The 20,109-nt window shown below is 66.8% G+C and carries 18 protein-coding genes and 1 tRNA gene; 7 read left to right on the top strand and 12 right to left on the bottom strand.

The features are described 5' to 3' along the window. Positions 1–55: 55 nt before the first annotated feature. Positions 56–1,465, bottom strand: coding sequence for a wax ester/triacylglycerol synthase domain-containing protein (locus ABZV44_RS21285; RefSeq protein ID WP_354838736.1), 1,410 nt, complete (start codon positions 1,463–1,465; stop codon positions 56–58). A 97-nt stretch (positions 1,466–1,562) separates the two neighbouring features. Between ABZV44_RS21285 and ABZV44_RS21280 the strand changes: the two genes are divergently transcribed. Next, entirely contained in the window at positions 1,563–3,182 is a 1,620-nt protein-coding gene (locus tag ABZV44_RS21280) for a cytochrome bc complex cytochrome b subunit (RefSeq protein ID WP_354838734.1), read from the top strand. Between the two features lie 221 nt (positions 3,183–3,403). On the opposite strand, the gene ABZV44_RS21275 is transcribed toward ABZV44_RS21280, so the two are convergent. Then, the gene (locus ABZV44_RS21275; protein WP_354838731.1) at positions 3,404–3,613 is read right to left on the bottom strand and encodes a DUF397 domain-containing protein; all 210 of its coding nucleotides are present in this window, start codon (positions 3,611–3,613) and stop codon (positions 3,404–3,406) included. Between the two features lie 395 nt (positions 3,614–4,008). Here ABZV44_RS21275 and ABZV44_RS21270 point away from each other — a divergent pair, with 395 nt between their 5' ends. The 3 genes from ABZV44_RS21270 to ABZV44_RS21260 all read left to right on the top strand — a co-directional run bounded on the left by ABZV44_RS21270 (position 4,009) and on the right by ABZV44_RS21260 (position 6,418). Continuing rightward, positions 4,009–4,506, top strand: coding sequence for a DUF309 domain-containing protein (locus tag ABZV44_RS21270; RefSeq protein ID WP_354838728.1), 498 nt, complete (start codon positions 4,009–4,011; stop codon positions 4,504–4,506). A 122-nt stretch (positions 4,507–4,628) separates the two neighbouring features. Beyond that, entirely contained in the window at positions 4,629–5,585 is a 957-nt protein-coding gene (gene gluQRS, locus ABZV44_RS21265; RefSeq protein WP_354839098.1) for a tRNA glutamyl-Q(34) synthetase GluQRS, read from the top strand. A gap of 50 nt (positions 5,586–5,635) precedes the next feature. After that, positions 5,636–6,418, top strand: a complete 783-nt coding sequence (locus tag ABZV44_RS21260; RefSeq protein ID WP_354838726.1) for an RDD family protein — start codon at positions 5,636–5,638, stop codon at positions 6,416–6,418. A 125-nt stretch (positions 6,419–6,543) separates the two neighbouring features. Here the strand turns inward: ABZV44_RS21260 and ABZV44_RS21255 are convergent, their stop codons facing one another. Beyond that, positions 6,544–7,089, bottom strand: a complete 546-nt coding sequence (locus ABZV44_RS21255; RefSeq protein WP_354838723.1) for a DUF4190 domain-containing protein — start codon at positions 7,087–7,089, stop codon at positions 6,544–6,546. Positions 7,090–7,263: 174 nt separating this feature from the next. On the opposite strand from ABZV44_RS21255, the gene ABZV44_RS21250 reads away from it, so the two are divergent. Beyond that, positions 7,264–7,938, top strand: a complete 675-nt coding sequence (locus ABZV44_RS21250; protein ID WP_354839095.1) for a queuosine precursor transporter — start codon at positions 7,264–7,266, stop codon at positions 7,936–7,938. A 35-nt stretch (positions 7,939–7,973) separates the two neighbouring features. Here ABZV44_RS21250 and tgt read toward each other — a convergent pair whose 3' ends face one another. The 5 genes from tgt to ABZV44_RS21225 form a co-directional block, all read right to left on the bottom strand. Then, positions 7,974–9,233: a tRNA guanosine(34) transglycosylase Tgt gene (gene tgt / locus ABZV44_RS21245; RefSeq protein WP_354838720.1), complete on the bottom strand. Its 1,260-nt coding sequence runs from the start codon at positions 9,231–9,233 to the stop codon at positions 7,974–7,976. A gap of 87 nt (positions 9,234–9,320) precedes the next feature. Then, complete coding sequence (locus tag ABZV44_RS21240; protein WP_354838717.1) at positions 9,321–11,288, bottom strand: ABC transporter ATP-binding protein; 1,968 nt, start codon at positions 11,286–11,288, stop codon at positions 9,321–9,323. Continuing rightward, positions 11,285–13,018: an ABC transporter ATP-binding protein gene (locus ABZV44_RS21235; RefSeq protein ID WP_354838714.1), complete on the bottom strand. Its 1,734-nt coding sequence runs from the start codon at positions 13,016–13,018 to the stop codon at positions 11,285–11,287. Before ABZV44_RS21235 ends, ABZV44_RS21240 begins: the two co-directional genes overlap by 4 nt. A 108-nt stretch (positions 13,019–13,126) precedes the next feature. Next, positions 13,127–13,687: an Rrf2 family transcriptional regulator gene (locus ABZV44_RS21230; RefSeq protein WP_354838711.1), complete on the bottom strand. Its 561-nt coding sequence runs from the start codon at positions 13,685–13,687 to the stop codon at positions 13,127–13,129. Between the two features lie 37 nt (positions 13,688–13,724). Further along, positions 13,725–14,312, bottom strand: coding sequence for a TetR/AcrR family transcriptional regulator (locus ABZV44_RS21225; protein WP_354838708.1), 588 nt, complete (start codon positions 14,310–14,312; stop codon positions 13,725–13,727). Positions 14,313–14,534: 222 nt separating this feature from the next. Between ABZV44_RS21225 and ABZV44_RS21220 the strand changes: the two genes are divergently transcribed. Then, complete coding sequence (locus ABZV44_RS21220) at positions 14,535–16,862, top strand: MMPL family transporter (RefSeq protein ID WP_354838705.1); 2,328 nt, start codon at positions 14,535–14,537, stop codon at positions 16,860–16,862. A 75-nt stretch (positions 16,863–16,937) separates the two neighbouring features. Here the strand turns inward: ABZV44_RS21220 and ABZV44_RS21215 are convergent, their stop codons facing one another. Continuing rightward, entirely contained in the window at positions 16,938–18,047 is a 1,110-nt protein-coding gene (locus tag ABZV44_RS21215) for an FAD-dependent monooxygenase (protein ID WP_354838702.1), read from the bottom strand. An 88-nt stretch (positions 18,048–18,135) separates the two neighbouring features. On the opposite strand from ABZV44_RS21215, the gene ABZV44_RS21210 reads away from it, so the two are divergent. Continuing rightward, a complete protein-coding gene (locus ABZV44_RS21210) occupies positions 18,136–18,702 on the top strand; it encodes a helix-turn-helix domain-containing protein (RefSeq protein WP_354838699.1) in 567 nt (188 codons plus the stop codon). A gap of 215 nt (positions 18,703–18,917) precedes the next feature. On the opposite strand, the gene ABZV44_RS21205 is transcribed toward ABZV44_RS21210, so the two are convergent. From ABZV44_RS21205 to ABZV44_RS21195, 3 genes are all read right to left on the bottom strand, one after another. Next, positions 18,918–19,005 (bottom strand) — tRNA-Ser (locus ABZV44_RS21205). A gap of 54 nt (positions 19,006–19,059) precedes the next feature. Further along, the gene (locus ABZV44_RS21200; RefSeq protein ID WP_354839092.1) at positions 19,060–19,497 is read right to left on the bottom strand and encodes a nucleoside deaminase; all 438 of its coding nucleotides are present in this window, start codon (positions 19,495–19,497) and stop codon (positions 19,060–19,062) included. 26 nt (positions 19,498–19,523) lie between these two features. Then, complete coding sequence (locus tag ABZV44_RS21195; protein WP_354838696.1) at positions 19,524–20,063, bottom strand: tRNA adenosine deaminase-associated protein; 540 nt, start codon at positions 20,061–20,063, stop codon at positions 19,524–19,526. Positions 20,064–20,109: the final 46 nt, after the last annotated feature.

Genomic DNA, 20,109 nt, shown 5'->3' with positions numbered 1-20,109 from the left:
CTCGGTCCGGCCGGAGCCTTCCGCATATCCAGCCCCGCGACATATCCAGCCCCGGTCAGCCCGTGGCGCCGGATTCCCGCAATGCGCAGGTGATCTCGTCGATCGCCGAATCCAACAGGGCGCTGTAGCGGTCGACGTCGGGGATTACCGCGGGGTCCGCGTGGATGGAGACGGTGACCGTCTCGCCGAGGCCGTGGATGCCGTGGGTCAGGTGCATGACCGTGCCGAGGGCCGGAAAGCCGGCCGTGAATCGGGCTGCGCCGCCGCCGAATCGGAGGTCCGCGGGACCGCGGTCGACGCTGGAGACCACGGTATGACCCGAAACTCGTTCGGGGAGCACATCTATCGGGGCATGCATCACGTCATGGTGCAGCAGCGGGGCGGGGAGGACGGCGGTCACCGAATCCTGCGCGTCCTGGAGCGGATGTGCGGCGCGCGTGCGGCGCCCGGCGAGGTCGGCGGCGATGCGATCGGCGCGGATGCGCGGCGGGGATGCGGCGACGGCCAGATCCACCGACAGGTCGCGGTAGCCGTTGCGGCCGTCTGCCGCGGTGGCGATCGCCATGGGGACCTGGGCGCGCAGGTCGGCGACCGCGGCGCCGCGCTCCGAGAGATAGGTCTCCAACGCGAGGGAAATGGCGGTGAGCGCCACCACCGTTACCGAGTGGTCCGGTACCCGCAGCCGATTCTTGTCGCACACCAGCATGCGAACGATATGCGCGACAGGCGCTGCGCCGGTGCCGTTCAGGGCCGTCGGTTCGGTATCGGGTGCGGGTGGCGGCAGTTCCCCGGCGGCCGTGAGCTCGGCCAGCCGGCGCTGGGCCCGGGCGGCGGCCAGACCGCGAACGACGGTGCGCGCCATGCCGATCGGGATCCCTGGTAGCGCAACCGTAGCGGCGAGGACGCTCGTCACGGCATCACGAATGCTGTGTGGAAGGAACCGACCGAGGAGTCGGCTCGAGGAAGCCTCGGAGGCAGATGCCGGAAATTCGCTGCTGCTGAACAATGCTCGCGCGATGGCAGCGGCGCGGCGGCCGTCGGCCAGGGCATGGGACAGCTGGAGCAGCACTACCAGGGCACACTCACCGGTAGCGAATCCCGGGACGTCCCGGACATTTCGGAACACGTGCAGCCGCCAGGGGCGGTCGTTCGCGTTCAGGCCGGCGCCGAGCAGATCGCCCACGGCGGCGGTGACATTCACCCACGTGGCGTCGGAGAGACGATGGTCGACGAACTGCTCGTTCGTGAATTCGCAAGTCGCCCAAATCGGATACGCAATATTTGCAGGAGTATCCAGCACATGGATCAGCAAATCCGGAATGTGGACCACCCGGCTCGCGACCTCCGCCCGCAGCTCGCCGGCCTCGCGTCCGGTGTCGGCGAAGCAGTAGAGCAGGAACAGGTCGTTGCGGGTACGCGCGGACAGCCAGTACATGGTGGCGTCCCGGGCGGCCAGGGATTTCACCCGATGACCATAACGAAACCCCGCACGGCGCAGCGCCTCCGGGTGCTACCGTTTGTAGTAGAAGCCTTACCATTCTCCCGGGGGCGGGGTGACCGCGATGGCAACCACCAGCAGGCTCGCCGGTCGACTTGCGCAACAAGCCGATGGCATGGACGAGCGCTACAAAGGCGCCGCATTCCTCAAAAGATCCATCAACAAGGTATTTCCGACACACTGGTCGTTCCTGCTCGGTGAAATAGCGCTGTACAGCTTCATCATTCTGCTGCTGTCCGGCGTCTATTTGACCTTGTATTTCGACCCGTCCATGCAGGACGTCACCTACAACGGCGCCTACCAGCCGCTGCGCGGGGTCACCATGTCGCGCGCCTACGAGAGCGCGCTGAACATCTCCTTCGACGTCCGCGGCGGACTCTTCGTCCGGCAGGTGCACCATTGGGCCGCACTGCTGTTCACCGCGGCCATGATCATCCACATGTGCCGGGTCTTCTTCACCGGCGCCTTCCGCAAACCCCGCGAGGCCAACTGGGTGATCGGCGCACTGCTGTTCATCATGGCCATGTTCGAGGGCTTCTTCGGCTACTCGCTGCCCGACGACCTGCTCTCCGGCACCGGCCTGCGCGCCGCCTTCGCCGGAATCACCCTGGGCAGCCCGGTGATCGGCACCTGGCTGCACTGGCTCATGTTCGGCGGGGACTTCCCCGGCAGCATCATCATCCCGCGCCTCTACATCGCGCACGTGCTGCTGCTGCCCGGAATCATGCTGGCGCTCATCGGAGTTCACATCGCGCTGGTCTGGTACCAGAAACACACCCAATACCCGGGCCCGGGCCGCACCGAGAAGAACGTCATCGGCACCCGCATCGTGCCGGTCTTCTCGCTCGACCAGGGCGCGTATTTCGCCTTCACCCTCGGCGTGCTGGCGCTCATGGGCGGGCTGCTGCAGATCAATCCGATCTGGAACCTGGGGCCCTACAACCCCTCTCAGGTCTCCGCCGGCACCCAGCCCGATTTCTACATGATGTGGACCGACGGCTTCCTGCGCCTGTTCCCGGCCTGGGAGGCCTATCCCTTCGGGCACACCGTCCCGGGCGCGTTCTCGGTGGCGCTGTTCATGCCGCTCATCTTCACGCTGATCATCGCCTACCCGTGGATCGAGAAGCGGCTCAGCGGCGATCGGGCCCGGCACAACCTGCTGCAGCGGCCGCGCGACGTGCCGGTGCGCACCGCCATCGGGGCCATGTCGCTGAGCTTCTACCTGATCCTCACCCTGGCCTGCGTCAACGACATCATCGCCTTCAAGTTCGACATCTCGCTCAATGCCACCACCTGGGCCTTCCGCATCGCGCTGCTGACCGTCCCGCCGCTGGCCTACACCATTGCCTACCGGTTGTGCCTGGGTCTGCAGCGCGCCGACCGCAGCGTGCTCGAGCACGGCATCGAAACCGGTGTGGTGCGGCGGCTTCCGCACGGCGAGTACATCGAGGTGCACCAGCCGCTGGGGCCGGTGGATGCGCACGGCCATCCGATTCCCCTGGCGTATCAGGGCGCTCGGGTACCCCGGAAGATGAACGAACTCGGGATCGCCGGCCGCCCCGGCAGCGGCACGTTCTTCTGGGCCGATCCGCCCGAGGAGCGCGAACTCAATGCCGCCAACGATCATGCGGCCGAGCACGCGCAGCTGACGGTGCTGCGCAAGGTCCAAGACCGCGCCCACTGAAACCGCACCTACAGGTTCGCGGCCGTCTCGATTCTGGACCGCGGCTGGAATAGACCTCCGCCTTGGAGCGGGGGAGCGAAGCGGAGGAGCGGAGGAGGGAAGAATCGAGACCTCAGGGCCGCGAACCCGCCCGGAGCGAAGCGGAGGGCGAATTGAACACAGAGCGAAGCCCCCGAGTCTCCGGGACTCGGGGGCTTCAGTTTTTCCCGGTGGCGCAGCGGTCAGGCCCGCTTGAACTCGCCATCGGAGACGCCCGCCACGAAGGCATCCCATTCGCCAGGGGTGAAGGCCAGGATCGGCCCGCCACCGTGGTCCTTGCTGTCGCGGACCGCGACATTGCCGTCTCCGAGGAAAGCGACCTCCACGCAGTTGCCGTTGGGCCCGCTGTGTTTGCTCTTACGCCACACGGCGCCGGTGAAATCCACCTTCACGGTACTAGCTCCTTTTCTGCGTCAAGCTTGGAATCTTGCTGGCATCGATCTTGGCGACCTCGGGATCCATCCCTCAATCACGAATCCCAGGTGTGCTACGGGTCGCACGCAAACGCTCCGTACAACCCGTTCTCTGCACTTCGCGACGGGAATGCACCCCCGATGGCCGTTCCCGCGCTAAACCCTAGCAGGGTTCGTCATAGGGAGATCGCATTCTTTCGTTTTCAACCAGCAAATTTGCAGCAAGGTTAGCCAGCTAATTATTTGCGCGAAATTAGCTTTAATTTGAGGCTATTCAATTTCAGAAGTCCGAATTCCGTTACCCAGCCATTCGCGCACCCGCAGGCAAACTCCGCGCGCGCCGCCCGCGCCGGCCATGGGGAATCATGGAGGACATGCCCCAGCCGACCCAGGACGACACCGGACGGGACCGCGACGAGAACGGACGCGCCCGGAATGCCCGACCTCGTGACCGTTTTGGGCGACCCCTCCCATTCGGCAGCGCCGGTGTCCCCCGGATACCCGATGATCTCGACCTGCCGCCCCTCGAAACCCTCGACTACGCCCAGCGCCTGCTCGACGACGGCCTGGCCTTCAACGCCCATGAGGTCCTCGAGGCCGCCTGGAAGAGCGGTCCGTTCGCGGAGAAATCGCTGTGGCAGGGCCTCGCGCAATTTGCCGTTGGACTGACCCACATTCAGCGCGGGAATCCGAAGGGCGCGCGCACCCTGCTCGAGCGCGCGGCACAGCGGCTCGCCGCTTACCAACCCGCGCCCTACGACATCGACACACCCGGCCTGGAGGCCCGCGCGCACGCCCTGCTCACCGCGCTCGACCAGGGAAAACCCATCTCCGACAACGATCTTCGGCCCCGGCTCACAATCCCGCACTGAATTCGCAAGCCCGCTGTCACACCGCACCCGGTGTGTACGCCCGCAAGAAGGCGAACGACCAGCGGCGCTGCGAAGTATGCGAACTACCATCGACAACCGTGCCTGCCGACCCCGCCACAGCAATAGCCGGCCGTCGGGATCCCCACCCCGGCCACGGTGCGCCCCCGCACGGCGCGGGCCGCTTCGCGCCCAGCCCGTCCGGCGACCTGCACCTGGGCAACCTCCGCACCGGACTGCTGGCCTGGCTGTTCGCCCGCTCCACCGGCCGCGGATTCCTCATGCGGGTGGAAGACCTGGATCGGGTGAAAAAGGGTGCGGCACAGCGACAGCTGGAGGATCTGGCGGCCATCGGGCTGGACTGGGATCCGCCGGTGGTGTGGCAGTCGCAGCGGCTGCCGCTCTACGCCGCCGCCATCGAGCGCCTGACCGCCGCGGGCCATACCTATGAATGCTTCTGCACCCGCAAGGAGATCCAGCAGGCGGTGACCGCCCCGCACGGCCCGATGGGCGCCTACCCGGGGACCTGCCGCGACCTCACCGAGCACGAGAAACAGTGCCGGCGCGACGCAGGACGGCCCGCCGCGCTGCGGCTGCGCGCCGAGGCCGGCGAATTCACCATCACCGATCGCCTGCTCGGCGAATACCGTGGCGCGGTGGACGATCTGGTGCTGCGGCGCGGCGACGGCACCCCCGCCTACAACCTCGCGGTGGTGGTCGACGACGCCGAGCAGGGCATCGACCAGGTGGTGCGCGGCGACGACCTGCTGCCCTCCACACCACGGCAGGCGTATCTGGCGACCCTGCTCGGGCTGCCCGTGCCCGAATACGCCCATGTCCCCTTGGTACTCAACACTTCCGGGCAACGGCTCGCGAAACGCGACGGCGCCGTCACCCTGCGCGACCGGATGGCCCTCGGCGAATCCCCGCAACACGTGCTGGGACTGCTCGCGGCGTCATTGAGCTACTCGGGCGCAACTACGCCGTCCGCCTTGCTGGCGCAATTCGATCCGGAAAACCTGCCACGCGAACCGTGGACACTCGACCCCGACGGGTTGTTGCAACCCAGTTCGTATCCGTAACGTACGCACTCGACCAGATCCCGAACGAATTCGACGAGGACGGCGAAACAATGACGAGCGGTGGGTACGACCCCAACCAGTATCCGCAGGGTGGCCAGCCGTACGGGCAGCCGCATCAGCCCCAGCAGCCGTACGGGCAGCAGCCCTACGGACAGCAGTCCGATCCCTACGGCCAGCAGCCGCAGCAGCCGTACGGCCAGCAGTCCGACCCCTACGGCCAGCAGCCACAGCAGCCTTACGGCCAGCAGCCTTACGGCCAGCAGCCCTACGGACAGCAGCCCGACCCGTACGGGCAGCAGCCGCAGTCGTTCGGTCAGTCCGACGCCTACGGCCAGCAGCAGCCCTATGGCCAGCAGCCGTACCAGCCCTACCCGGGCGGCGGCCAGCCCGGTTTCGGCGCCGGCGGTTTCGGTGGCGCGCAGCCGGGTGACCTGTGGATCCGGTTCGCCGCCCGCATCATCGACGGCCTGATCATCGGTATCCCGGGCGGCATCATCGCGGCGCTGCTGCCCAACAGCATCGCCTGGGCCTGGGACGTGCTGCTGCCGATCATCCTGTTCGGCTACTTCATCCTGATGGAGACCCAGCAGGGCGGCCAGACGCTCGGCAAGAAGCTGCTGGGCCTGCGCGTGGTCGGCCCCGGCGGCGGCCCGCTCGACCCGGCCACCTCGGCCAAGCGCAACCTGTACGTGGTCGTCCAGCTGATCCCGTGCCTGGGCTGGCTGATCGGTCTCGGCATGGCGATCTACATCGCCATCACCATCGAGCAGGACCCGAACAAGCAGGGCTGGCACGACAAGTTCGCGGGCGGCACCCAGGTGCTGAAGGGCTGAGCCCGGCTCCGCTGAGCGCGAAAAGGGGACGCATCCCGACGGATGCGTCCCCTTTTTCATTGCTGCGCACAGTCCTTTTTCATTGCTGCGCACAGTCCCTTTTCATTGCTGCGCAAAGCCTTCCGTCAGGATGACCCCGTCGATCCCGCGATGATCAGGATCAGGAACAGCGCGAGGCCGATCACGATGCTGATGGCGCCCACCCAGACGCCGCCCAGCGCCAGTCCGCGGCCCTGCTGCTGCGTGTTCTTGAGCTGGTTCAGCGCCACGATGCCGAGCACCAGGCCGACGATCGAGACGACCGGCAGGAAGGCGCAGAAGAACATGGCCGGCACGCCGATGATCGACACCACCAGCGAGGCGATGGCCAGCGAATTGGTCTGCTGCACCGGCGGACCGTAGCCGTAGGGCTGATAGCCCGGATACCCGTAGGCCGGGGGTTGCTGCCCGGCGGCCGGATAGGACGGCGTCGGATTCGCCTGCGGCGGCGGATAATTCGGATACACCGGCTGCGGCGGCGGGGTCAGCGGCGGATTCTGGTACTGCGGAGCGGAGGTGTAGCCAGCCGGGGGCGGGGCCGGCTGCTGTGGCGGTGCGGGCGGGATCTCGGGCGTCACGCCCTCACCGCCGTACTGCTTCCACCACTCGTCGGAATCGCCGGGATTCGTCATTCGCTCAGCCTAGGGCAACCCATCGGTCCGTACCCATCGGTCGAGGCAGGGATACTTTTCGGCGTGAGTGAAATCGAAAAGAGCGACATCGGCAAGGTCGACACCGATCGATCTGGGCACCCCACGCCCGAACACGCGGCATTCGCGGACGCGGCGGGGGGATATTTCACGCCGGTGGCGGTGGCCTTCACCGCTGTCCTGCTGATCTCGAACGTCTGTGTCGCCAAAGGCGTCCAATTCTTCACCGGACACCATGTGTCCTTCGGCCCCATCACCGTGCTGCCGCTCACCATGGACGGCGCATTCTTCCTCTTCCCGCTCGCCTACGTCATCGGTGACGTCCTCAGCGAGGTCTACGGGTTCCGCGCGACCCGCCGCATCGTCTACTACGGGTTCGGCGCGCTGCTGCTGATGATCGTCTGCTTCCAGATCGTCATCAAGCTGCCCACCGGAGACCTGGATCAGAACGGCTCGGCGTTCGGGGACGTGCTCGGCCACACCCCGCAGCTGGCGTTCGCCGGCATCGCGGGCTATTTCGTGGGCCAGTTCCTCAACTCTGTCACCCTGGTGCTCATCAAGGAGCGCACCAAGGAGAAGCACCTGTGGGCGCGGCTGCTGGGCTCCACCGTGGCGGGCGAATTCGGCGACACCTTCGTGTTCTGCTCCATCGCCGCCACCGCCATCGGCATCCACACCTGGGGCGACTACATCAACTACACCCTGGTGGGCTTCATCTGGAAGACGCTCGTCGAAATGATGGTGCTGCCGATCAGCTACCGCTGTATCGCCTTCCTGAAGAAGCACGAGCCCTCGTACCGCCCGCGCGAACGCTCCGCCATCTACGAGTGACGCGACCGGCCTTCGGCGCGGCCGGTCGAATTCCCCTACAGGCCAGGGGCTTTGATGCGGCCGCGCCAACGGCCGAGGAACTCGTTCTGGTAATCGTCGAAGTATCCGCCGTCGATGCTCTCCCGCACCCGATCCACCAGCCGCACCGTGAACCGCTCGTTGTGGATGGTGCACAGCGTCGACGCGAGCATCTCCTTCGCCTTGAACAGGTGATGTATGTAAGCGCGGGTGTAATTGGCGCAGGTGTAGCAGTCACAGGTCTCGTCGACGGGCGTGAAGTCCCGCTTGAACCGGGCCGTATTGATATTGAAGCGGCCCTCGTCGGTGTACAGCGCCGCATTGCGGGCCACGCGTGAGGGATTCACGCAGTCGAAGGTGTCCACGCCGTTCTCCACCGCGGTGAAGATGTCCTCCGGCTCGCTGATGCCGAGCAGGTGCCGCGGCTTGCCCTCGGGCAGCTCGTCACAGCACCAGCCGACAATGGTGCCCAGATTGTGCTTCTCCAGTGCGCCGCCGATGCCGTAACCGTCGAATCCCGTTCCGGCCGCGCCACGCAGGTCCTCCAGATCGCGACATGCCTTACGGCGCAGGTCCTCGTACTGCGCGCCCTGGATGACGCCGAACAGCGCCTGGTACGGCCGGTGCGAGCGGGCCGCGGTGAGCCGCTCGTGCTCGTCGAGGCAGCGCTGGGCCCACAGCCGCGTGCGCTCCAGCGATTCCTCCTGGTAGCCACGGGTGTTCATGAGCGTGGTGAGCTCGTCGAAGGCCATCATGACGTCCGCGCCCAGCCGATGCTGGATGCCCATGGACACCTCGGGCGTGAAGCGGTGCTCGGAGCCGTCCAGGTGCGAGCGGAAGGTGACGCCGTCGTCGTCGACGTGCGCCAGCCGCTCCTTGCCCTTGGCGATCACATCGTCGTTCTGCACGCCGACCGACTCCATGGCCAGCACCTTCTTGAAGCCGACGCCCAGCGACATGACCTGGAAGCCGCCGGAGTCGGTGAAGGTCGGCCCGTGCCAGTTCATGAACTCGGCCACCCCGCCGGCCTCGTCCACGATGTCGGGGCCGGGCTGGAGGTAGAGGTGGTAGGCATTGGCGAGCAGGGCCTGCGAGCCGAGTTCCTTCATGGTCTCGGGCAGCACCGCCTTGACCGTGGCCTTGGTACCGACGGGGATGAAGGCGGGGGTCGCGATGTCCCCGTGCGGGGTGCTGATCACGCCCGTCCGGCCGTGCCGTCCTTCCAGACGGGTACCGACCTTGAACGAGAACTCGGAGGCAGCAGACACGCAAGCCATCCTCTCACCCGGCGAGAAATGGCCTGGCCCGCACCATCGGGTGCGGGCCAGGCCGTGAAGGACCGTCCTCAGTGGACGATCGAGCCGTCAGCTCTTGCTGAGCACCACGGCATCGGGTTCCGGATCGTCCACATTGTTGCCCTCGCCATCGGTGAGGGCGGCGGCGAACTGCGCGTCGTAGAGCCGGTAGTACGCGCCCCGGGACCGCAGCAGCGTCTCGTGCGTCCCCTGCTCGACGATCCTGCCCTTCTCCATCACCACGATGGTGTCGGCATCGCGGATCGTCGAAAGCCGGTGCGCGATCACGAAACTCGTGCGATCCCGGCGCAGCGCCGCCATGGCGTGCTGCACCAGCAGCTCGGTGCGGGTGTCGACCGAGCTGGTGGCCTCGTCCAGGATCAGGATGGACGGCCTGGCCAGGAAGGCGCGGGCAATGGTGATGAGCTGCTTCTCACCGGCGCTGACGCCGGAGCCCTCCTCGTCGATGACGGTGTCGTACCCGTGCGGCAGCGCGTGCACGAACCGGTCCACATAGGCGGCCCGGGCGGCCTCGAGGATCTCCTCCTCGGTGGCACCGGGATTGCCGTAGGCGATGTTCTCCCGGATGGTGCCGCCGAACAGCCAGGTGTCCTGCAGCACCATGCCCATGCGCGACCGCAGGTGGTCGCGGGTGATGCGGGTGATGTCGACGCCGTCGATGGTGATGGCGCCGGAATCCACCTCGTAGAACCGCATGAGCAGATTGACCAGCGTGGTCTTGCCCGCGCCGGTCGGGCCGACGATGGCCACCACGTGCCCCGGTTCGGCCACCAGCGAGAGATCCTCGATGATCGGCGTCTCCGGCTCGTAGCGGAAGGACACGTCCTCGAACGCCACCCGGCCACGATCCACCGGCCGCGAATCCTCCGGATCCGGATCCGCCGACTGCTCCTCGGCGTCGAGGATCTCGAAGATCCGCTCCGCGGAGGCCACACCCGACTGCAGCAGGTTCATCATCGAGCCGATCTGGGTGAGCGGCTGGGTGAATCCGCGCGAGTACTGGATGAACGCCTGCACCTCACCCAGCGACAGATTGCCCGACGCCACCCGCAGACCACCGACCACGGCGATCAGCACGTAGTTCAGATTCCCGAGGAACATGATGGCGGGCATGATCAGGCCGGAGATGAACTGCGACTTGAACGAGGAGTTGTAGAGCTTGTCGTTGGTCTCGTCGAACTTCTCGCCGACCTCACGCACCCGGCCGAAGGCGCTGACCACCTCGTGCCCGGTGAACGCCTCCTCGACCTGAGCATTGACCTCGCCGGTGAGCTTCCACTGGTCCACGAAGTGCGGCTTGGAGCGTTTGGCGATCTGCGCGGTCACGATGACCGCCAGCGGCACCGTCAGCAGCGCGATCAGGGCCAGCAGCCACGAGATCCAGAACATCATGATCAGGATGCCGATCACCGACAGCACATTGATGATCAGCTGGGACATGGTCTGCTGCAGCGTCTGCGCCACATTGTCGACGTCATTGGTGACGCGGGAGAGCACATCGCCGCGCGGCATCGAGTCGAAGTAGCGCAGCGGCAGCCGATGGATCTTCTCCTCGATCTGCGCGCGCAACCGCTTCACGGTCCGGTTGATCACGATGATCAGCAGTTGGGCTTCGAGCCAGCCGAACACCGAGGCGCCGATATAGAGCGCCAGCACCCAGGCCAGCACATGGCCGACCGCGGTGAAATCGATTCCCGTACCGGGAATCACGTTCATGCTGGCCAGCATGTCCGCGAAGGTGTTGTTGCCGTTCGCGCGCAACCCCTCGACCAGCTGGTCCTTGCTCTGCCCGGGGGGCAGCTGCTTGCCGACCACACCGTCGAAGATGAGGTTGGTGGCCTTGCCGAGGATCTGCGGGCCCAGAGTGTTGAGCACCACCGAACCCACGGCCAGCAGGAAGACCACGACCAGATAGAACCGGTCGGGCGCGAGCATGCGCAGCAGGCGCTGCAGCGACGGGCCGAAGGACTTCGCCTTGGCATCCGGCGCACCGGGATTGACGGCTCCGGGCCTCATCGCACCTCCTCCGCGCTGAACTGCGACTCCACGATCTCGCGGTACTCGGGACAGTCGCGCAGCAATTGCTCGTGGGTGCCGATGCCGGCCATCGCGCCGTCCTCCAGCACCACGATCTGATCGGCGTCGCGGATCGTCGAGATCCGTTGCGCCACAATGATGACCGACGCGTCCGAGGTCTCCGGCCGGAGCGCCTCGCGCACCCGCATGTCGGTAGCGACGTCGAGGGCCGAGAAGCAGTCGTCGAACAGGTAGATGCGCGGCTTGCGCACCAGCGCGCGGGCAATGGCCAGCCGCTGGCGCTGACCACCGGAGACGGTCGTACCACCCTGTGCCACAGGCGTTTCCAGGCCCTGCGGCATCTCGCGCACGAAATCGGCGGCCTGCGCGATCTCGAGCGCGTGCCAGAGCTCCGCGTCGGTGGCGTCCGGCTTGCCGTAGCGCAGGTTGGAGGCCACGGTGCCGGAGAACAGATACGCCTTCTGCGGCACCAGGCCGATCTCGGAGCGCAGCGTCTCCAGGGGCAGGTGCCGGACGTCGGTGCCGCCCACGTAGACCGCGCCGTCGGTGACATCGATCAGCCGCGGAATCAGGTTGATCAGCGTCGTCTTTCCGGCACCGGTCGCGCCCACGATGGCGGTGGTGGTGCCCGGCCGGGTGTCGAACCGGATGGCCCGCAGCACCGGCTTCTCGGCGCCCGGGAACTTGAACTCCGCGAAGGCCAGATCCACCGTGCCGGGATCACCCTTGAACGGCTGCGGCAGCCGCGGTTCCGACACCGAGGACTCGGTGTCCAGCACCCCGCCGATGCGCTCGGCCGAGACGGCGGCGCGCGGGGCCATCATGGCCAGGAAGGACGCCATCATGACCGCCATCAGGATCTGCATGATGTAGGCCAGCATCGCGGTGAGCGAGCCGATCTGCATCTCCCCGTTGTCGATCGCGTGGCCGCCGAACCAGATGACGCCGACCGTGGTGACGTTCGAGATGAGCATGACGGCCGGGAACATGAGGGCCATGTACTTGCCGACATAGAGCGACTGCTCGGTCAGCTCGGTATTGGCGACCCCGAAGCGCCAGGTCTCCTGCCGCTCCCGCACGAAGGCCCGCACCACGCGAATGCCCGTGATCTGTTCGCGCAGTACCCGGTTCACCGCGTCGATGCGCTCCTGCATGCGCCGGAAGCCCGGCACCATGCGGCTGATGATGAAGGCCATCGACAGGCCCAGCGCCGGCACCGCGATCAGCAGCAGCCACGACAGCTGCAAGCTCTCGCGCAGCGCCATGAAGATACCGCCGATGCACATGATCGGCGCCATCACCAGGATGGTGGCGCTCATCAGCACGAGCAGCTGCACCTGGCCGACGTCATTGGTATTGCGGGTGATCAGCGACGGCGCGCCGAACACGCCGACCTCCCGCGCGGAGAAGGTGCCGACCCGGTGCAGCAGCGCCGCGCGCATATCGCGGCCCGCGCCCATGGCCGCTTGCGCGCCCAGGTACACCGAGACGGCCTGAGCGGCGATCTGGATGCCCGTCACCAGCAGCATCCACCCGCCGGTGGACCAGATGTAGCCGATATCGCCCTTGGTGACGCCGTTGTCGATGATGTCGGCGTTCAGCGTGGGCAGGTACAGCATGGCGATGACCGAGATCAGCTGGAGCACGACGACCCCCGCCAATTGCTTGCGGTAGGGCCAGAGAAAGGTGCGTAGAAGTCGGATCAACATGATGCTGGCAGGCTACCGTCATCCTCCGGAGCTCGCCGCGACGTTGTGCGGCGCTGCCGGGCAACGGCCCGGGTCACGGGGCGGATCGGCCGCCCCCGGCAGGTTCGCTCAGATGTCGGGCTGATCCAGATCTCGCCACCCGCCCGCCGCGGGCGCGCTCAGCGATCCGCCATTGGACGCCGATCCGGCCGCGACCGGTCCGCCCGCGGGGCGGGGACGGCGGGTCCAGGCATCCGGATCGTGCAGCAGCTCGTCCAGGAAGGACGGCAGCAGATCGTGGGCGATATCGGCGACGGTGACCCGCTCCAGTACCGAGCGGATGTTCACCCGCAGCCCGATCCACACCCGCTGCAGCGGTTCGGCCGCACCCGGGTAGCTGACATCCTCCGGCCGCCGCCCGCGCACCGAGGCCAACGGACCCTCCACCGCGCGAATCACATCCGCGATGCTGATCTCGGCGGCCGGGCGGGCCAGGCGATAACCCCCGTCGGGACCGCGGCGGCTGACCACCAGTTCGCCCTTGCGCAGATCCGCCACCACCGATTCCAGCACCTTGGGCGGAATGTCCTGGGCGGCCACAATGGCGTCGGCCTTCACCGAATCCGGTTGTGCCTTCGCGATTTCCACAAGGGTGCGCACCGCGTAATCGACCTTCGCGGTGATGTGCACGAGAACTCCTGAGACAGATCGGTGGTGAGCGAGAACCCTATCGCGCCGGATTCAGCACGCCGAGTGCGGCATTCAACAATGTCGTCTCGATGTGATCGGCATCGGTGCCGGGCACGATCTCCTGGGACATCATCGCGGTGCTGAGCACCTGCATGGCCGCGGCGGCGCGCAGCAGGGTGTCATTGTCGGCATCGGGCCCGGCCATCCAGCGGCACATGCGGTGATGCAGTTGGATCATGTCGGGATAGCGGTTGCCGAGGGCATTCACGATCGCGACGGTGTCCCGCATGCAGAGCACGCCGACCTGACGGTTGGCCAGCGTCGACTGCAGACGCCGGCGGATCACCTCGCGCACGTTCTCGGGAGTGTGCGGAATGTCATCGAGACCCTCGACCTGATCACGCACTTCCTCGAACATCGGCTCGATGATCGCTACCAGAAGATCGACCTTCGAGGCGTAGTGATAGTAGAGCGAGGCTTTTGTGATTCCCACCGCATCGGCGACCTCGCGCAGGCTGCTGTGATCGAACCCCTTGGTCGAAAACAGCTGTAGAGCGGCGTCCCGGATCGCGTCCTTGGTGCTTCTACCTGCGACAATTGTTCCGGAACCGACCTGGCCACCCATGTTCTCATCCTCTCACCCGCGCTCGGTGTGCGATCAACGCCACCTAGAGTCGAGGTTGTTCCTCCGCTTATTCGCTCGGTAGTCTACCTACCGCACGGTAGGCAGATTTTAGTTTCGTGGAGGCGGGGAGCCCGCAGAGCTCCCGGCGGCAGTGCTGTCTACGCGCTCGCACACCAGCACCCTGTTTTCGCCCGCACAAACCATCGCCCAGGAGAACCCCTCGTGTCCGTATACCTCTATCGGTGGGGAAAGTTCGCCTTCCGCCGGAAATGGATAGTCATCACGGCGTGGATCGCCGCGCTACTCGTCATCGGCGGACTCGGCGGGGCCCTCGCCAAGCCGTTCCAGGACTCCTTCACCATGCCGAACCTGCCTTCGGAGCGGGCCACGGAAATCCTCGACGAGCATTTCCCCGGCATGTCCAAGGACTTCGATCCCAATGCCGTCACCGGCACCTATGTGATCGCCGCGCCGGAGGGTCAGAAGCTGACCGATCCCGCGAACGCCGCCGCGCTGCAGCAGTTCCTGACCAAGCTCGGCGATCTCCCGATCGTCGACAAGTCGGTGCCGCTGGTGAATCCCGTCGACGCCACCAAGAAGGTCGGTACGCCGGCCGGGATCGACTGCCTCACCGGGGACCGCTCCAACCCGAACTTCTCCGCGATCTGCTCCAGCGCGCCGCTGAACGTGCTGAACAAGACGAACCCGGATTCGGTGGCGACGGTCAAGGCCAAGTACACGATTCCGAAGTTCTCCGACATCAAGCAGGCCGACCGTGACGCGGCCTACAAGGTGGGCGACGACGCCCGCGCGGCCGGGCTGCAGGTGGAGCTCACCGGTTCGATCGCGCAGGATCCGGGCGGCTCGAACGGCTCCTCGGAACTGATCGGCATCGCGGTGGCGCTGGTGGTCATGGTGATCGCGTTCGGCGCGATCGTGGCGGCCTTCGTGCCGATCCTCACCGCTCTGATCGGTGTGGGCACCGCCATCTCCATCATCATGTTCGGCACTCACTTCCTGACCGTGCCGACCTTCACCCCGATCCTGGCCTCCATGATCGGCCTGGCATTGTCCATCGACTACGCCATGTTCATCGTCTCGCGCTACAAACACGAACTGGCCGTGTCGAATTCGCCGGAGGAGGCCGCGGGCACCGCGGTCGGCACCGCGGGTTCGGCCGTCATCTTCGCGGGTCTGACCGTCATCATCGCGCTGGCGGGCCTGAGCTTCGTGGGTGTCAGCTTCCTCACCTACATGGGCATCTTCGGCGCGGTCTCGGCCGCGATGGCGGTGCTGGTGGCCGTCACCCTGATGCCGGCGCTGATGGGCGCGTTCGGCCGCTTCCTGTTCAAGCCGAAACTGCCGCTGGTCGCCAAGCACGATCCCGAGGACGCGAACTCGGTCACCAACGGCATGCGCTTCGCCCGCCTCATCGGTAAGGCGCCCGCGCTGACGCTCGGCATTTCGGTGGTGCTGCTCGGCCTGCTGGCCGCACCGGCGGCGAACCTGCAGCTGGGCCTGCCCGGCGGCGACTCGATGCCCAAGCACACCACCGTCCGCAAGGCGTACGACCTGCAGACCGCGGGCTTCGGCGAGGGTGCGAACGGCACCCTGATGGTGGCCGTGGATCTGAGCAAGACGCCGGAGAACCAGCGCACCGAGGCGCTCGACGCGCTGCGTTCCACGCTGGCCGCCTCTCCGGCCATGGACTACCTGACCGTTGCCGCGCCCAGCCAGGACGGGCAGGCCGCCATGTTCATGGGCGTGCCGAAGTTCGGGCCGAACAACCAGGAAACCAAGGACCTGGTCAAGAACGCCCGCAATGCCGAGTCCGAGTTCCATGACAAGTACGGCATGGAGTACGGCATCACCGGTACGACGGCCATCTACGCGGACGTCTCGCAGGCGTTGCTGGACAAGATCATTCCGTACCTGGCGATCGTGGCCGGCGCGGCATTCATCCTGCTGCTCCTGGTGTTCCGTTCCATCGTGGTGCCGCTGACCGCCGCGTTGGGCTTCCTGCTCTCCATGGCGGCCACCTTCGGCGCGACCGTGCTGATCTTCCAGGAGGGCCACTTCGGCCTGGTGGAGGCGCATCCGCTGGTGAGCTTCCTGCCGATCATGCTGATCGGCCTGGTCTTCGGTCTCGCCATGGACTACCAGGTCTTCCTGGTCACGCGCATGCGTGAGGAGTACGTGCACGGCAAGTCCGCCAAGGACGCCATGATCAGCGGCTACCACCACGGCGCCCGCGTCGTGACCTCCGCCGCCATCATCATGATCTCGGTGTTCAGCGCCTTCATGCTCGACGACAACGTGGTGGCCAAGTCCATGGGCTTCGCCATGGCGGCGGGTGTCTTCTTCGACGCCTTCATCGTCCGCATGGTCCTCATCCCGTCCCTGCTCGCCCTGCTGGGCAAGTGGGCGTGGTGGCTCCCGAAGTGGCTGGACCGCATCCTCCCCGACATCGACGTGGAAGGCGCCAAGCTCGCCGAGCTGAAGCAGTCCGCCACCCCCGTCGAGGACAAGCAGCCCGTCACGGTCGGCTGACCCCGGCACGAAACCCACTCGGCCCCCACCCGATTCCCCGGGTGGGGGCCGAGTTCTTTTGTGTCACCGCTCGTTTCATCGCATGAAGCGGGTGACGGCATTGCGGGCCACGATGCCCGCGGAGGTCGCGGGGACCATGAGGGCCGACGCGGCGCGCATGCCGCGCTGCCTGGGCTCGACCAGTTTCCGGTGACGCTGTTCGTAGGCGGCGAAGGCGGTGTGCGGGCGACCGGGAGTGCGAGTCAATTCCTCGGCGAGGGTGTGGGCGGCCGCGATGGCGAGGGTGGAGCCGTCGCCGAAGAGGGAGAGGCAGGATCCGGCGTCGCCGAGCAGCGCGACGCGGCCATCGGACCAGCGCGGCAACCGCACTCGGCTCACCGAGTCGAAATAGAGGTCGTCGGCGGCCTTCAGCTGGTCGAGCAGGTCGCCGAAGATGCCGATCGGCCCGGAGAAGGTGCCGGCGATGAGCCGCTTGTGCCCGTCGAGATCGCGGTGGCCGAGGCCCGGGATCGCGTCATGGCGGAACATGAAGGCCGCCACCGCCTTTCCCTTCGAAGGGTGCACGGTGATGGCCTGTCCGGGGCGGTTGAACATGACCACCTCGCGCTCGTCGCCGAAGGCCCGGTCCACCGGCAGGGTCGCCACGTACATGCCCAGGTGGCGGAGGAATCCGGCCTCCGCGCCGAAGACGAGCCGACGAACGTTCGAGTGCAGGCCATCGGCCCCGATCAGGTAGTCATAGCGCCCACCCGCGCCGTTCTCGAAGACGACATCCACGCCGTCCGAATCCTGCGTGATCCCGGAAATCGAATCGGCCCAGCGGATTTCGGCATGGTCGCGAGCCGCGTCGAGGAGAATGGCGGCCAGATCGGCGCGCGCGAGCTCGATCTCGCGGTCACCGGCGCCACCCTGAAAGGCGCTGAGCCGCAACCTCGATCGCTCCCGTCCGGCCGCATCGACGAAGCTCATTCGCTCCACCCGCGACGCGGCCGCCCGCAGCCGCGGCATCACCCCCATGGCCTCGGCCACATCGACAGCCGGTCCCTTCACGTCGACCGGGTTCCCGCTGGACCGCTGCGCCCGCGCCCGCTCCACCACGGTCACGTCGAAGCCGTTGCGCCCCAGCCAGTACGCCAGGGTCGATCCCGCGATGCCCGCCCCGGAAATCAGCACTGTCCTGCTCATCGTCATCACCCTCGATTCAAGCGGACGATTTTCGTCCACTTCCAAGAAGGTACGCTAACCGGAAGATTTTCGTCCATTTCTATCGGAGGTGAGGACAACGGCCGAGCTCAGAGCCGATGCCCGTAGCAATCGCGACCAGATCCTGACCGCGGCCCAACAGGTCTTCCGCGAACAGGGCGTCAGCGTCTCCATGAAGGACATCGCCGACGCCGCCGGTGTGGGCGTGGGCACCCTCTACCGCCGCTTCCCCGACCGCGGCGCCCTCATCACCGCCGCCGCCCACTCCTACCTCTCGGCCCTCGCCGACCTGGCCGCCACCGCCGACCGCGAATCCCCCACCGCCTGGCAAGCCCTCACCCGCATCCTCCGTGAATGCGCCGAACTCCGCCTGGGCGCCCTGGCCACCGCCGTCGAACCCACCCTCCACGCCGACATCAAATCCGACCCCGCCCTCACCGAAGTCCGCACCACCATCACGGACCGCATCGCGGACCTGACCGCGCGGGCCCACACCGAAAGCGCCCTCCGCCGCGATGTCACCCCCGAAGACATCGCCCGCCTGATGACCCTGCAGATCTACGCCGCCCCCACCGAGCCCTACCCCGCCGCGATCAACCGCGTCCTCGACCTCCTCCTCGACGGCCTCCGCCCCTGAAAAGCAACGCCCCGAACCGGTTTCCCGGTGCGGGGGGTTTCTGCCGGATCCCAGCGATCTGGATCAGCGGCGGCTCACGCGGAAAGCCCCGCGCCGCAAGGAATCCTGGGCGGGCCGACCTCAACCGAACCTTGTCGCCCGAATAAGGGTGATCGCGCGCATGGAGGACATAGAAAGAGCCCCTCACCTGTCGGAACAGGTGAGGGGCTCCTCAGCGGTGGCGGAGGGATTTGAACCCTCGGAGGGGGGTTACCCCTCACACGCTTTCGAGGCGTGCTCCTTAGGCCGCTCGGACACGCCACCGCTGGTGACTTTACCTGAGCACCCGCCGGATCCTGAAATCGCCTGGAGAGAGGGCTAGGGGCGGTGGGAATCGAAGAAATCGGCGAGGAGAGCGGCGCATTCGGGTTCGAGGACGCCGGCGCGGACCTGGGGGCGGTGATTGAGACGTCGGTCACGGACCACGTCCCAGAGGGAGCCGACGGCACCGGTCTTGGGTTCCCAGGCGCCGAAGACCAGGCGGCCGATACGGGACAGGACCAGGGCGCCGGCGCACATGGTGCACGGTTCGAGGGTGACGACCAGGGTCGCGCCCTCCAGGCGCCAGCCGTCGCCCAGTACCCGGGCGGCGGCGCGCAGGGCCAGGATCTCGGCATGGGCGGTCGGATCGCCCAGGGCCTCACGGGCATTGGCGGCGCGCGCCAGTTCCCGGCCCCGGGCATCGAAGACGACCGCGCCGACGGGGACATCGCGCGGGTCGGCGGCGGCTGCCGCGGCGATGGCGGCCCGCATCATCGCCTCGTCCGAGGCGAGCGAGCCGATCAACGCGGGAGCTTGTCCAGGACCGCTGAGAATTCGCTGGCGAAGCCGAGGCGCTGGGCGATCATGCCGAGCTGCTCGTCCGGGTACAGGTCGGTCTCCGCGAGGATGACCGCCAGCACCGGCTCGGGCAGGCCGAGATCGGCGAGGACGCCGAGGTCGCCCTCTTCCCAGGGCTCGACGTCGTCGATCTCGTCCGGGTCGATGTCGGGAATCTCGATATTGAGTTCCTCGAGCACGTCGGCCGCGATGTCGTAGTCGATGGCGGCCGTGGCGTCGGACAGCAGGATGCGGCTGCCGGTGGGGCCCGGGCGCAGGATGATGAAGAATTCGTCGTCGACATCGAGCAGGCCGAACACCGCGCCGGAACTTCGCAACGCCCGCAGCTCGTGCTCGGCCGCGGACAGACTGGACAGTGAGGCGTCGCTCAGGGGCGTCACTTTCCAGTTGGCTTCCTCGCGGACAACCGCCACTGCGAACCCTTCCACGTCGTCGAACTCATCCGACGTCGCCCTGTTCGTGCTCGAGCGCTGTGCTGCCATGGCCGCAACGGTAGTCCGCTTCGGGGGAAATGTTGAAGTCGTATGC

Origin of the sequence: Nocardia sp. NPDC004860 (genome assembly GCF_040609015.1) — a bacterium.
In the GTDB taxonomy this organism is placed as follows: domain Bacteria; phylum Actinomycetota; class Actinomycetes; order Mycobacteriales; family Mycobacteriaceae; genus Nocardia.
This window is presented reverse-complemented; position numbering and strand designations above follow the sequence as displayed.